Source organism: Vibrio sp. YIC-376, from assembly GCF_052353105.1.
GTDB lineage: Bacteria > Pseudomonadota > Gammaproteobacteria > Enterobacterales > Vibrionaceae > Vibrio.
Genome location: NZ_JBBWFK010000003.1, coordinates 185,421 through 199,487, shown reverse-complemented (window position 1 = coordinate 199,487; position 14,067 = coordinate 185,421). Strand labels below are relative to the sequence as shown.

Sequence of the window (14,067 nt, the reverse complement as noted above, 5' to 3'; positions counted from 1 at the left end):
GAAAACTCCCCTCATTGCCGAGGGGAGTAAGAGGAACATTTACCAGCGGTAGTTAGCGTTTAGCATCACAGAGCGGGACTGACCGTAGTAACAGTAGTAATCGCAGCCAGAGATAAACTCTTTGTCTAAGATGTTGTTCACATTTAGCTGTGCCTGCCATTGTGATGTGATGTCATATGTTACGGATGCATCCCATAGCGTTACGGATGGTACTTTCAGATCTGAACTCGCCGGGTTGTCTTTTGATTCGCCTACATAACGTACGCCAGTACCCACGTTCAGACCTGGGATCAAGTTGTAAGCGCTGTAATCCAACCATGCTGATGCTTGGTGTTTTGGAATAAGGCCTGCTTGTTGAGTTCCCTTGCCGTAAGTCTCGTCAGTTTCCGCTTTAGTGTAGGTGTAACTTGCCTTCAGTTTAAGGTCTTCGGTTAACTGAGCAGCACCTTCAACTTCAACACCTGTTGATGTCACTTCACCCGCTTGGGTGGCAATCCAAGTTGATGGATTGGTCACCAACGCATTTTTCTGAGTGATATCAAACCATGCGATATTAACGAAGCCATCCATAAAGCTCGGTTCATACTTAACACCAACTTCTATTTGTTCGCCTTCTAGCGGCTTGTATAGCTCATTTGTCGCGGCGTCGATGGTACTGATCACTTCAAACGATTGAGAGTAGTTTGCGTACGGAGAAAGGCCGTTGTCTGCAACGTACATCACGCCAGCGCTTAGCGATAGCTCGCTATCGTTTCGAGACTCACTCTGATCTACGCTTGCACTTTTTCCTGTATTCTCGGTTTTGACCCAGTCGTAGCGTGCGCCCACATTACCAATCCACTGCTCGTGGAATTTGAGTTGGTACTGGGAGTACAAGCTAGCTTGAGACTTTTCGATTTCACGCTTGATGTTATTGGCTGAATCCAGTGGTGTGTAGTTGCCGTAAACAGGGTTGAATGGATTGATCGTACCGAAAGCGTAGTTGTCTTGCTCATCACCATCTGTTTTGTGGTATTGCAAATCCACGCCGACCAATAAGGTATGCTCGGCGTTATCTGTCATCCAGTTACCGACTGCATTGTTGTCGAAGGTGAAACTTTGGTTTTTGCCGTCACGGAACACAACGCCCTGTGTTAATTCTTCAGTCGCTGCATCGCTGTTTGGGAAAACGTAAGAACTTCTCAGGTATAGTTTGTTTGAACCATAGTTCAAGTTTTGTGAGAACGTCCAAATGTCGTTGATGTCGTGCTCAAGCAAATAACCCAAAGAGAATTGCGTACGCTCGTATTTGTCGTAGTCTGGCTGTCCTAGGTTCGTTGATGGATCAATTTTACCGTAGTTAGAGCTAGTCAGTGTTCCTGCCGCCGGGAAGAATGGGTTTGTTGGCACGCCATCATCATGAAGGTAAGTTGCCAATAAAGTAAGCATGGTGCGTTCAGAAATGTCGATCTCAAGACTTGGTGCGATGTAGAAACGATCATTTTCAGTGTCGTCCAGTTCACCATCTTGACTGGTCATCAAGCCAACCAGACGGTAGCGCATGGTACCAGTGTCATTCGCTTGATCAGCAATATCAAATCCAATCGACTGGTGGTTGTTGTTACCGACTTCGACTTTGATTTCACCTTGTGGTGTAAACGTAGGTTTTTTCTGAACGGCGTTTACTACGCCACCCGGAGCTGATTCACCAAACAGAATGGCTGATGGGCCTTTCACAACTTCTACACTCTCTAAGCCATATGGCTCAACCAACCAAGTGTAGTATCCATCGCGGAATAAGCGGTTGCCGTTTAGGTAAGTTGCCGCATCAAAACCACGTACTTTGAACCAGTCGGTATCATTGTCTGAGCCATAAGGTTGGGAAGTCACACCAGGAGTGTAGCGTAATGCCTCGTCCAACTTTTGTGGAGCACGAACACGCAGCTCATCTTCAGAGATGATAGAAACACTGCGTGGTGTTTCTTTTGCTGGTGTTTCAACTTTTAGTGCTTGTGCTGTGACTGTGATGGTTTCCATTTCAGTTGTCTCTTCCTGTGCGTGTGCCATAAAAGAAACCACTGCTGCTGGCGCAAGAGCACAAACCAACGCTTTGCGGACCGCGATGGTGAGAGAGTTATTATTTGTCATAAATACATTCCCGACAATTATGCTTAATAAAAAACTAAATCGTAATTATTATCATTTGAACTTTTGTTTGTGCATTTTACTGACTTTTGCATCAAAAGATAGTAAAACGTCAGCAAATTTATCGATGTAGCCAAAGTAATTGTTATGTTTAATTGGTTTGAAAAACTAACCCAACCTTTTCCCCAACACGAAACGGAAAAACCGCCAAAGACGCTATTTGGGTTTTGCCGCTTTTACACTCGCGGGTTTGAAGTGCCGCTTATTGTTATGGCGGTATTTAGTGCGTTAATTGCAATCACTGAAGTGACTTTGTTGAGATACATGGGTGAGCTGGTTGACATCTTGTCTAATCAAGAACGCGCGACTTTCTGGCAAGATCAGGGCGATCAAATGATGATGATGCTGTTTCTGGTTGTGGTTGTAATGCCTGTACTTGGCTTTATCCATTCTATGGTTATGCATCAGACATTACTGGGTAACTACCCGATGTCGATTCGCTGGCTGATTCATCGTTACTTACTTAAACAAGCGGTGGGATTTTTTCAGCGAGACTTTGCCGGACGTGTTGCTACGAAAGTAATGCAAAGTGCATTGGCGGTGCGAGAAACCGTGATGAAGCTATTGGACGTTTTGGTCTACATCAGCGTCTATTTTCTTTCGATGATATGGATGATGGGTGAGGCTGACGGCTTATTAATGCTGCCTATCGTTATTTGGTTGGCTCTGTACGTGCTAATTCAGCTTTACTTTATTCCAAAAATGAAGCGAGTCGCGACCGAACAAGCAGATGCGCGCTCAGTCATGACCGGACGTATTGTCGACTCTTACACGAACATCTCTACAGTAAAGCTGTTTGCCCATTCACAACGTGAACTTGAATATGCAGAAAGCAGCATGAAGCAGTTTTTGGTCACCGTTTACCGCCAAATGCGTATGGTGACTTACTTGTTGTTTAGTGTGGATGCCATTAACTACCTATTGCTACTTTCTATCGGTGTGATTTCCGTTTATTTGTGGCTGGGCTCTGCGGTTACGATTGGTGCAATTGCTATTGCGATCAGTATTGCGCTGCGTGTTCAAGGCATGTCGAAGTGGATCATGTGGGAAGTGAGTGCGTTGTTTGAAAACATTGGTACGGTTGTTGATGGTATCAGTACTGTTTCTAACGATGTAGAAGTAAAAGATGTCCCTAACGCTAAACCATTGCAAATCAAACAGGGTGCAATCTGCTTTGATCAGGTGGGCTTCAATTACAGTGAAGAAAAAGCGGTATTTGAAAATCTAAACCTGACGATTAAGCCGGGTGAGAAAGTTGGCATTGTTGGTCGTTCAGGTGCGGGTAAGTCAACATTGGTGAACTTGTTGCTGCGTTTCTATGACGTGAACTCAGGTAAAATCTCCATTGATGATCAGGATATATCTCAAGTAGAACAAGAGTCATTACGTCAACATATCGGTATGATCACTCAGGACACTTCATTGCTGCATCGTTCTATCAAGGAAAACATTTTGTATGGCGATCCAGATGCCTCTATGGAGGATGTGATTGCAGCCGCTGAGAAAGCGCATGCGCATGAATTTATTCAAACGCTGAAAGACGAGCAAGGTAATGTTGGTTACGATGTAGAAGTGGGTGAGCGTGGTGTGAAACTGTCTGGTGGTCAACGCCAACGTGTTGCTATCGCCCGTGTTCTACTTAAAAATGCGCCTATTTTGATAATGGATGAAGCGACGTCAGCGTTGGATTCTGAAGTGGAATCAGCCATTCAGGAAAACCTTGAAATACTGATGGAAGGAAAGACCGTGATCGCAATTGCTCACCGACTGTCGACTATCGCAGCGATGGATCGTTTGATCGTGATGGATGATGGTCAAGTCATCGAGCAGGGCTCTCATCAGGAACTTCTGAAACTGAACGGTATTTATGCGCAGTTATGGAAGCATCAGACCGGCGGCTTTTTGTCCGAATAGAATTAGGTGCTTTATAAGTCATAACCATTGTGGCGGTTTTATAAGGGGGAGCGAAAGCTCCCCTTTTTACATATTGAATGAAAGCAAATTGGCAACCTATATTTCTCCCATGTGCAGCAATTTATGATTCACCTCTCTTTTTTATTAATAATAAATTGTCGTTTTTCAGGGGGGAGCCACAATGGCAGTCAACCACGCGCGACACAAGATTGCCGGGAATAACAATAATTACAATGTTGCCATATTGGAAGAAACATGAAAATCAAACCCCTACCGCCTTTAAACAGCCTCGTTGCGTTTGAATCGTCGGCTCGGCATTTGAGCTTTACGCTCGCGGCTGATGAGCTCAACGTAACCCAGGGTGCAATCAGCCGTCAAATTAGACAGTTAGAAGACTACTTAGGTAAGGAACTGTTTACGCGCGCAAATCGTAGCATCAACCTAACGCCAACAGGTCTGCAGTATTACCAGTCGATAAGCAAGTCTTTGCTCGATATTGCTCAAATCACCGGAGAAGTGAAAAAGTGGCAAGGAGAGCAAAAAATTACCGTCGCCACAACCAACGCGATGGCTGCCTTGTGGCTACTGCCTAAAGTGGCCGAGTTTCAAAATAAACATGATGATATTGATATCCGCATTCTGGCGTCTGACAACGTGCTTGATTTAAGACGTTTGGATTGTGACATCGCACTGTTTTATTGCCGGACACCGCCTGCTGAAATGGAAGTGACGACCCTCTTTTCAGAGGAAGTTTTTCCTGTCTGCAGTCCACTCTATTTAGAAAGAATTGGCAACCCAACCCAAATTGAAGAGATTTTTAACAAGACACTTCTCTATCTGGAAGAGTCACAACGGGATTGGATAAACTGGGAAGAGTGGTTTGCTAGTGTTGATTTGCCTAATATCGTGCCGCGTAATCGTATGAACATAAACAACTATCCGATGTTGTTACAAGCTGCGATTAATGGTCAAGGCATTGCGTTAGCTTGGGGCTCGTTGGTTGATGATTATCTACAAAGTGGTGCTTTGGTTCGGCCAGTCGAGCATGTGTTATCCACGCCATCGAAATTTTGCATGTTGGAGCCTAAGGGGAGAGGAATTATCCCAGCAAGTGTAAAACGCTTCCGTGAATGGTTATTGCAACAATTACCCGATGAAGTCGGTGATCGTGGTTTAGCTGAAATGGTCGAATCCTCTGATGAGTAGACACAAAAAAGCGGGAGTTAAAAACTCCCGCTTTTTCGTTTTTACTTTATTTTCACTACGTTAACGCCGGTTTCTGATCGAGCGTCGAACTTTGCTCGACCTTGGATTCAGCTGTTATAGGTTGCGCAACTATGGACTTGCTTTCGACGAGCGGTTCTACAGGACCATCGAGCTTCTCTTGGTCGGGGTGAACGTGCTCTGGCAACATAGCCCAAGGTTTTGGTTCACGTCGAATGCTATGGAATAAGGTCAAACTCATTACAGCAATAAAGATCGCGATTGGGAAGCCTGCAATGATTGAAGCGGTTTGCATCGCCTTTAGACCACCCGCATACAACAACACACCAGCGATTGCCGCGATCATGATCCCCCAAAGTACCCGAATGGATTTTGGAGGCTCACTGTCACCTGCAGCATCTAACGTGCAGAGAACTAAGGTTCCCGAATCCGCTGATGTAATGAAGTAGGTGCCTAGCAGTAAACACGCCAATACGCTTAGCATTTTGCCGAACAGACCAGTCTCTATATGATTGAATAATGTAAATAATGCACGAGTCGTATCTGCTTTGGTCGCTTCCAGAATAGCCCCTCCGGTAAATGCTGGTGGTGGCGTTTGGCCTGCTTCCTGAGCGGCAACCACTTGAGTTTCATACGCAACGCGAGCATCTTGCTCAACTTTAAGCGCGGTTCCGCCGAAAACCGACATCCATAGGAAAGTGATCAGTGTTGGTACTATTAAAGCGCCACCTATCAGTTCGCGAATCGTACGACCTTTTGAAATTCGCGCGATGAACATGCCAACAAATGGTGCCCACGTCATCCACCATGGCCAGTAGTATGCTGTCCACCAGTTTTGCCAACCCGAGTCTTTTTGTGCGTCACTCCATAGGCTCATACCAATTATGTTTTGTGCATATAGTCCAGTGCTCTCAAGAAGCGTATTCAGAATATAGCGTGTTGGTCCAATGTAAAGTACGACAAGAACTAGCATAAGTGATAACAGCATATTCCACTCTGAAAGGCGACGAATCCCTTTATCTACCCCAGATAGAACAGATGCAACAGCGCAAGTACACAAAGAAACGATAATGACTAGCTGTGTTCCCAAGCTGATGTTTAAGCCAAATGTTTGATTCAGCCCAGAGTTAATCTGAATTACACCCATCCCAAGTGTCTGGGATATACCAAAGGCGGTTACCGCAACAGTGAGAATATCGACAGTATGACCGATGGGTCCATAAATACGATTGCCAATAAGGGGATACAGAATAGATCGCAGGGTAAATGGAAGATCTTTACGGTACGAAAAGTAGGCTAGAGCAAGCGCAACAATAATGAAAACTGACCAAGGGTGCAGTCCCCAATGGAAGAAAGTCAGTTGCATTGCTGTCGTTGCAGCCTCATTCGTTAAACCTTGCGTGAACGGGTTGTCAGCGTAGTGCCACATTGGTTCAGCGACGGACCAGAAGATCAAACCAATCCCCATACCGCCAGAAAACAGCATGGATATCCATGATAGGTAACTGAACTCCGGCTTTTCGTCATCCTTACTTAAACGAATGTGTCCGTAGCGGCTAATCATCAAATAGAGAAGAAAACCGACAACCAAAGAAACGAGTCCGATATAAAACCACTTCATATTCTGCAGCAGAATACCGGAAACAGTTTCGAAATATTGGCCCGCTTGGTTGGCTAGAATGGCGCAGAACAGTACAAAACCGATAACGATGATCTTAGATGCGATCGTTACAGTCGGATTAAGTCCTTTTAGTATTCCTGATGTTGCTCTCATAGGCATCCCTCACAGTGTTTTTGTATTCAGTGTTATTGCTTGTTGTCTTATTGTTAATTTTTAGGGAGGTTAGAGAGTGCTATGCGTTGTTTCAACTGATTAATACTCATCAATTAATGAGATTTAGTCATGCTATTAATATTTTTGTAATTTTTTAAGTCGTGCATTTGTTCTAGATCAATGCATGAATGACAAAAACTCATCCGCACCCTCCAAAAAAGTCGTTTGTTTGTTGCTGGTTTGTTAATCAGAATCGACGCCATTAATAAAACACGATGTTGTCCGCACAGGATGCAACTCGACTTTCGGAGATAAGAATATGAGCAATGTCAACCAAACCCTTATTCCTGTTGAACTCGTTGATAAGGTTCTTAACCCAATCAGTGAAGCGACTGGGATGCCAAACGAAGCCTACACAAATGCAGACTACTTTACGTTTGAACGTGATGAGGTATTTGGTAACACATGGGTATGTATTGGTTTTGCCTCTGACCTTCTTAAAGACGGTTATGTGATGCCTATCGACTTTATGAACCTACCGCTATTAATGATGAGAAATCGTCAGGGCGAAGTTCAGGTCTTCCATAATGTGTGTAGTCACCGCGGCATGAAACTGGTGCATGAAGCTGGTGAAGTGCAGGGCATGGTTCGTTGTCCTTACCACTCATGGACTTACGATCTTGACGGTAACCTGAAAGGTACGCCGCATATCGGTGGTATCGCGAAGCACAAAGATGACCGCTTTAAATGCGAAAAGCATGGATTGAAGCCACTGCGTTCAGCTATTTGGATGGATATGGTGTTCGTTAACCTTTCAGGTGATGCGCCAAGTTTTGAAGAACATATTGCTCCGTTAGAGGAACGTTGGAAGCCATTTTTAGGCGAAGATGGTATTAGTCTTCTACGTCGTGTGAACATGGGCGGCAATCTGGAGATTGAAGTAAACAGTAACTGGAAGCTGGCAGTAGAAAACTACTGTGAAGCCTACCATTTACCTTGGGTTCACCCGAGCCTGAACAGCTACTCCCGTCTGGAAGATCACTACAACATCATGTTTGAAGAGCGATTTGCAGGTCAAGGGAGTCTTGCTTACAACCTGTCTGACACTGCTGGCACGCATCTGCCAAAGTTCCCAAGCTGGCCAGAAGATAAGCTACGCCACGCTGAGTACGTAGCACTGTTCCCGAACGTGTTACTTGGAATTCAGGCTGACCACGCGTTCGCGATGATGATTGAACCGATTAGTGCTGAGAAGAGCATTGAACACCTACGTGTTTTCTATGTCGGCGACGATGCAACGAAAGACGAATTTGCAGCTTGTCGTACTGCCACTGTTGAATCATGGCGTGTGGTATTTGGCGAGGACATCAGTGCTGTCGAAGGCATGCAGAAAGGTCGTCATTCACCTGGCTTTGCTGGTGGCGTGTTCTCTCCGGAAATGGATGTCCCAACCCACTTCTTCCAAATGTGGTTAGCAAAACAAGTTAAGTCGGCAATGGAGCAGTAATATGACTCATTACCTCAATTACATTGATGGTGAGTGGTGTGATTCAGAGCAGTCACTCACGGTCATCAACCCAGGTACAGCCGAGTCGTACGCAACGATAGCTGAAGCAAGCATTGCTGACGCAGATCGTGCAATGGCAGCGGCCCGTCGAGTCGTGAATCAAGGGCTCCTGTCAGATGTTCGTCCAGCAGTAAGAACCGAGTGGATGCTAAAAGCAGCTGCGGCTATTCGTGAAATGGTCGATGAAGGCGGACTAGTGGCGTGTCGTGAAAATGGCAAGTCATTACAAAACGCGAAAGATGAGTTTATCGAATCGGCACGTTACTTCGAATACTACGCCGGCATGGCGGACAAACTGGAAGGCACTTCAATCCCATTGGGGAAAGATTATGTCGACTTCACTCAGTATGTACCGTTTGGCATATCAGTACAGATTGTTCCTTGGAACTTCCCTGTATCAATTTGCGCACGCTCACTCGCGCCAGCGTTAGCAGCAGGTAACGCTGTAGTGATTAAATCGCCAGAGATTTCACCACTGGCAATGACCTTACTGATTAAAGCAATTGAAAAAGCAGGCTTTCCGAAAGGTGCTATCAACTTGCTTTGTGGTAAGGGCTCAGTGGTTGGCAGTCATTTGGTGCAGCATCAGGAAGTCGACCAAATCGTCTTTACTGGTTCGGTATCAACAGGTCAGCGCATCCTAAAAGATTCGGCACACAGGGCAACACCATCGGTAATGGAACTGGGTGGTAAATCTGCCGCTATCGCGCTTAAAGACTTAAATCTGGACCCACTACTGAAAAGCGTCCAAGTTGGGATCTTCTTTAATGCAGGTCAGGTTTGTTCTGCTATGTCTCGCTTACTGGTTCAAAAAGACCGCTACGAAGAAGTAAAGGCTGCTGTGGTCTCAATGGCGGAAGGCCTTTCAATTGGTCAGGGCGAAAGCCAGCCAGATATCACACCGTTGATTTCTGCTGAGCAGCAAGCACGAGTGCTTGAAATGATAGAGCAAGCCCGAGCAGAAGGAGCGAACATCCTCACTGGTGGTTATGCACCGGATTTGTCTGGCTACTTTGTAGCACCGACAGTCATTGAAGCTACCCCAGACATGCGTATCGCGCAGGAAGAAGTGTTTGGTCCTGTACTCGTCATTATGCCATTTGAAACCGAACAAGAAGCCGTGGCGATTGCCAATGGTACAGAGTTTGGCTTAGTTGCCGGTGTATTTGGTGAGAGCATGAACCAAACCTTACGCGTTGCTCAACAGCTACGTGGTGGACAAGTGTTCATTAATGAGTGGTTTGCTGGTGGTATCGAAACCCCATTTGGTGGTGTTGGGCTGTCCGGCTTTGGACGAGAAAAAGGACAAGAAGCGATTTATAGCTATGTCCACACGCGCAACATTGCTATCCGTTTGCAGCAATAGAGCAACGTTTAGCCACCGTGTAACAAATTTCTTCGCCTCACGCCTTCTTGGATTTCAGACTACAAGGTGGTGTGAGTGCGATGAAACTTTCACATTTCTAAGAGCAAGTCGTGAATCTGCACGGGAAATTGGAACAAGGTAGTTGGAGAAAAAGTGATGAAAAAGTGGCTCTGTATTATTTGCGGCTTAATCTATGATGAAGCTCAAGGTTGGCCATCTGATGGGATTGCACCAGGGACGGCATGGGAAGATGTGCCAGATGATTGGTTATGCCCAGATTGCTTGGTTGGAAAAGCGGATTTCGAAATGATTGAAATCACGGGTGATGACATTGAAGAAGAGGCTGTTGCGCCTGTTTTGACGGATATGGATTCATCGACATTGGATCAACCACTTCCTCCTTCAGTTAGCCAGCCTATATTTTCAACTGATCCTATTGTCATTATTGGCAGTGGACATAGTGGTTATCAGTTGGCTTCAGCGCTTCGTGCTCAGTCTGCCAATGTTCCAATCACTGTCTTTACCTGTGACGATGGTGCTCTGTACAGTAAACCAGCGCTTTCGAACGCTCTGGCAATGGGAAAAAATGGCGATGCACTACAAACGGAAAGCGCGTTGGAGTGGGAGCGTCGTTTAAACATCCGAGTTTACGCACATACTCGTGTAGAGCATATTGATCGCACGAACTCAACATTACACACATCGATTGGGCAGTACCGTTATAGCCGCCTGGTGTTAGCAACGGGAGCATCACCAATCGAAATTCCAATTGAAGGTGATCGTTCGTTCGTGGTTAGCGTTAATGACCTGGTCGATTACCGTCACTTTAGATCTCAACTGCAAGGTAAAAAGCGCATCGCTATTCTAGGCGATGGCTTAATTGGCTGCGAGTTTGCTAACGACCTGATTGAAAGTGGTTTTGAAGTCAGTGTCATTGGTCTTGGGCAGTGGCCAATGGAGCGCATGATCCCGCAGCAGTTGGGCGAATCACTACAAAATGCACTAAGCGAACGTGGCGTACAATGGTTGCTGCAAGACAGCATTGCGAAGATTGAACCAATGACTGACTCTAGTGCTCAACTCCACCTGACTAGCGGGAAAAAGATTGCAGCTGATTTGGTTCTCAGTGCAGTCGGACTCAAACCTAATGTTTCTCTGGCTGAGCAAGCAGGCCTAGATATTGGCCGTGGTATCAAAGTAAACCAATTTGCCCAGACAAGTGATGAAAACATTTACTCGTTAGGGGATTGTGTTGAAACCGAACAAGGTTGGCAGCCATATATTGCACCTATCAACCAAATGATCCCGTCTCTGGCGAAGAGCTTATTAGGTGAGCTGACGCCTATTACTTTAACTTCGACGCCAGTGATTGTGAAAACACCAATTCTCCCGCTGACAATTTTCCCTGTCGCACCCAATGCACAAGGACAGTGGTACATAGAAAAGCAGGGTGAGGAATTAACCGCTGCGTATTACTCGTTGGAGGGTTCAATGATTGGATTCGCACTATTAGGTAGAAAAGTCCAGTCCTTGCGCTTGCCATGGCTCGAACAATTATCACTAAAACAATCTGCGGCGTAACGGAGGCAGACAATGATTCATTTACCAAACGATGATGCAACATGTGGCTGGTATCATGCGTTAACTAAAACTCCAGAAAAGCCTTCGTTGAAGGGGCAAGTGAACACAGATTACGCGGTGTTAGGCGCTGGATTTGCGGGTCTTGCGATGGCGAGACGTTTAGCAGAGCATGAGCCCGATGCACGAATTATCTTGATTGATGCTCAGCGCATTGGTCAGGGGGCATCCGGAAGAAATTCTGGCTTTGTGATCGACCTGCCGCACAAGTTTTCTCTCGAGCATCCGGATCCTGCTCACAAGCAGAAGTTACTGGCGTTAAACCGTTCTGCGATCGGTCAGTTAGATACTTTGATAAGCAAATACAATATTGATTGCCAGTGGTCTGCAAAAGGCAAGTATCAAGGAGCGGTTGGGGAAAGAGGTGAGGCTTATCTCGATCACTTCGAGCACTTGATGAAAGACCTTGGTGAACCGTATTTCCATGTGGGTCGAGCTGAACTTTCAAAAGTCTTGGGTACGAATCACTACAGCCGAGCAATCTACACACCTGGTGGCTATTTAATGCAGCCTGCAGCATTAGTTCGTGGTTTGGGTGACAGCTTACCTGATAACGTAGAAGTACTAGAAAATTCTCCAATTCGTCGCCTGAGTAAAGAGAATGGTAATTGGGTTTTGCATGGCGATGCTGGCTCAGTCCGCACGCCAGAATTGCTGCTTGGAACCAGTATTTTTACTCGGGAGTTTGGTTACCTGAAAAATAGACTGCTTCCTGTAATGACGTTCGCTAGTTGGACGCGCCCGCTGACGGATGCCGAAATGCAGCGTTATGGTGGTGAGTTGAATTGGGGGCTGACCCCCGCTGACCATGCTGGAACGACGCTTCGTATGACAGCTGATCGCCGGATACTGATTCGCAATACCTATAAGCACGTACCTAAGTACGGCTCGAGTGTCAGTGACAAAATGAGGCAGAAAATTCAAGAAGATCATCGTCAGGTGTTCTTAGCCCGCTATCCAGAACTTGCTGACGTGCCTTTTACTCACACATGGGGCGGTGTATATGCCATCTCTCGCAACTTCACTAACTTCTTTGGTCAACTAGACAAAGGTGTTTACGCCAGTGCTTGCGATAACGGCGTTGGAGCTGCATGGGGAACCGTTTCCGGCACGTTGCTCGCGGATTATGTGGTAGGGGCAACCTCCAAATCGTTGGATGACATACGACAGGTAACAGGTATGCCTAGCTTGAATCCTCCAGAGCCGTTCTTAGGGATGGGCGTGAGAAGCCGTATTCAATTAGCCAAATGGCAAAGCCGGAGTGAATTATGAAGCAAGTAAAACTCGTTGATAGCAAAAAGCTCGACTTTAGCGTACGTGGTGATACTCCGGGTATGGCTTACGTAGCTCGAGCGCTTAGTCCAGAAATTTCACCTAATATCGGTGTTGGCTTTGCCAAGTGGGAAGGCGCAGAGGTTGCGTGGACGGTACTTTACGATGAAGTACTTTTCGTCATCGAAGGGTGTTTTGAACTGACCGCGAATGGAGAAACCCATTTTGTTCACCCTGGACAGATGCTGTGGATTCCAGAAGGTACAGAGCTGGTATATGGCGGACACGCATTATTTGGTTATGTAGTTCATCCGGGGAATTGGAAAGAACTGCACGGCATTGACTGAGCTCTTATATTGAGTGGATTGTAGGTAATGAAAAAACCTACGTTTTATCATGTTTAATAATGCATTAAGCGATAAAGAATACAAGCCATACTGAGGTTTCTTGGTATGGCTTTTATGCTTAAGGTTACTAACAGAAAGAGTTTCAATTAAAAAAGGAAGCCTAAACTTCCTTTATGTCGCTCGTTTTTAGATAGACCGAGATTGTTATTTGAACTCAAACTTACCTTGCATGATAGCCCAATGACCTGGGAACGAGCAGAAGAATGAGTAGTCACCGCCTGCTGTCATTTTTTCTGTACTGAAGGTAATAGTGGTACTTTCTCCACCACCAACGACGTCAGTATGTGCATACACTCGGTCATCTTCTGGTTTTACGTAGTTATTTTCTGCTCCGGCAGACATCCCATCAGTCCCAACTGCTTGGATGTTGGCTGTATCCGCAATCACTACGTTGTGACCCATAGACTGAGCAGGCATTTTACCGGTGTGGTTCAACGTCAACGTTACTTCGCTACATGTTGCTGGAACACTCAGAGTTTTCGTAGAATACTGCATCATATCGTTAGCATCCAATGACACTTCACACTCGGCACTGGCTTGTGCGCCAAAGCTTAGACCAACAAGTGCAAAGGTTGCTGCTAATAAACGTAAAGACATATAACACTCTCCATTTTATATTTTTGGCTGACTGGTTTCGCTGAACCAATAGTTCTCATTATCAACGAGTTACTACTGCAAAACTGTGCTGTGAGCGGTACGTTGACACTTTGTTGCAAACTTA

Annotated in this window: 10 protein-coding genes; 7 read left to right on the top strand and 3 right to left on the bottom strand. The window is 45.7% G+C overall.

Translation table 11 applies throughout. The annotated features are described in order from the left end of the window. Nucleotides 1-39: 39 nt before the first annotated feature. Nucleotides 40-2,127, bottom strand: coding sequence for a TonB-dependent siderophore receptor (locus WJM94_RS07930; protein WP_444493707.1), 2,088 nt, complete (start codon nt 2,125-2,127; stop codon nt 40-42). A 144-nt stretch (nt 2,128-2,271) separates the two neighbouring features. Between WJM94_RS07930 and WJM94_RS07925 the strand changes: the two genes are divergently transcribed. Together WJM94_RS07925 and WJM94_RS07920 are read left to right on the top strand one after the other, a co-directional pair. Further along, nucleotides 2,272-4,098, top strand: coding sequence for an ABC transporter ATP-binding protein (locus WJM94_RS07925; RefSeq protein ID WP_444493706.1), 1,827 nt, complete (start codon nt 2,272-2,274; stop codon nt 4,096-4,098). Between the two features lie 255 nt (nt 4,099-4,353). Further along, a complete protein-coding gene (locus WJM94_RS07920) occupies nt 4,354-5,304 on the top strand; it encodes a LysR substrate-binding domain-containing protein (RefSeq protein ID WP_444493705.1) in 951 nt (316 codons plus the stop codon). A gap of 55 nt (nt 5,305-5,359) precedes the next feature. Here the strand turns inward: WJM94_RS07920 and WJM94_RS07915 are convergent, their stop codons facing one another. Next, entirely contained in the window at nt 5,360-7,096 is a 1,737-nt protein-coding gene (locus tag WJM94_RS07915; RefSeq protein WP_444493704.1) for a BCCT family transporter, read from the bottom strand. A 319-nt stretch (nt 7,097-7,415) separates the two neighbouring features. Here WJM94_RS07915 and WJM94_RS07910 point away from each other — a divergent pair, with 319 nt between their 5' ends. The 5 genes from WJM94_RS07910 (at nt 7,416) to WJM94_RS07890 (ending at nt 13,286) form a co-directional block, all read left to right on the top strand. After that, nucleotides 7,416-8,603 (top strand): aromatic ring-hydroxylating oxygenase subunit alpha, encoded by a 1,188-nt coding sequence (locus WJM94_RS07910; protein ID WP_444493703.1) that lies wholly within the window; start codon nt 7,416-7,418, stop codon nt 8,601-8,603. 1 nt (nt 8,604) lies between these two features. After that, the gene (locus tag WJM94_RS07905) at nt 8,605-10,029 is read left to right on the top strand and encodes an aldehyde dehydrogenase family protein (RefSeq protein ID WP_444493702.1); all 1,425 of its coding nucleotides are present in this window, start codon (nt 8,605-8,607) and stop codon (nt 10,027-10,029) included. A 156-nt stretch (nt 10,030-10,185) separates the two neighbouring features. Then, on the top strand, nt 10,186-11,610 hold the full coding sequence (locus WJM94_RS07900; RefSeq protein WP_444493701.1) for an FAD-dependent oxidoreductase: 1,425 nt from the start codon (nt 10,186-10,188) through the stop codon (nt 11,608-11,610). Nucleotides 11,611-11,622: 12 nt separating this feature from the next. Then, nucleotides 11,623-12,939, top strand: coding sequence for an NAD(P)/FAD-dependent oxidoreductase (locus tag WJM94_RS07895; RefSeq protein ID WP_444493700.1), 1,317 nt, complete (start codon nt 11,623-11,625; stop codon nt 12,937-12,939). After that, nucleotides 12,936-13,286, top strand: a complete 351-nt coding sequence (locus WJM94_RS07890; RefSeq protein ID WP_444493699.1) for an ethanolamine utilization protein EutQ — start codon at nt 12,936-12,938, stop codon at nt 13,284-13,286. Before WJM94_RS07895 ends, WJM94_RS07890 begins: the two co-directional genes overlap by 4 nt. 204 nt (nt 13,287-13,490) lie before the next feature. Here WJM94_RS07890 and azu read toward each other — a convergent pair whose 3' ends face one another. Then, nucleotides 13,491-13,943, bottom strand: coding sequence for an azurin (gene azu, locus WJM94_RS07885; RefSeq protein ID WP_444493698.1), 453 nt, complete (start codon nt 13,941-13,943; stop codon nt 13,491-13,493). Nucleotides 13,944-14,067 lie beyond the last annotated feature (124 nt).

Bases quoted from the DNA above. Each gene is read 5' to 3' on its own strand.
- WJM94_RS07930 (WP_444493707.1), bottom strand. From the start codon at position 2,127: ATGACAAATAATAACTCTCTCACCATCGCGGTCCGCAAAGCGTTGGTT.
- WJM94_RS07925 (WP_444493706.1), top strand. From the start codon at position 2,272: ATGTTTAATTGGTTTGAAAAACTAACCCAACCTTTTCCCCAACACGAA.
- WJM94_RS07920 (WP_444493705.1), top strand. From the start codon at position 4,354: ATGAAAATCAAACCCCTACCGCCTTTAAACAGCCTCGTTGCGTTTGAA.
- WJM94_RS07915 (WP_444493704.1), bottom strand. From the start codon at position 7,096: ATGAGAGCAACATCAGGAATACTAAAAGGACTTAATCCGACTGTAACG.
- WJM94_RS07910 (WP_444493703.1), top strand. From the start codon at position 7,416: ATGAGCAATGTCAACCAAACCCTTATTCCTGTTGAACTCGTTGATAAG.
- WJM94_RS07905 (WP_444493702.1), top strand. From the start codon at position 8,605: ATGACTCATTACCTCAATTACATTGATGGTGAGTGGTGTGATTCAGAG.
- WJM94_RS07900 (WP_444493701.1), top strand. From the start codon at position 10,186: ATGAAAAAGTGGCTCTGTATTATTTGCGGCTTAATCTATGATGAAGCT.
- WJM94_RS07895 (WP_444493700.1), top strand. From the start codon at position 11,623: ATGATTCATTTACCAAACGATGATGCAACATGTGGCTGGTATCATGCG.
- WJM94_RS07890 (WP_444493699.1), top strand. From the start codon at position 12,936: ATGAAGCAAGTAAAACTCGTTGATAGCAAAAAGCTCGACTTTAGCGTA.
- azu (WP_444493698.1), bottom strand. From the start codon at position 13,943: ATGTCTTTACGTTTATTAGCAGCAACCTTTGCACTTGTTGGTCTAAGC.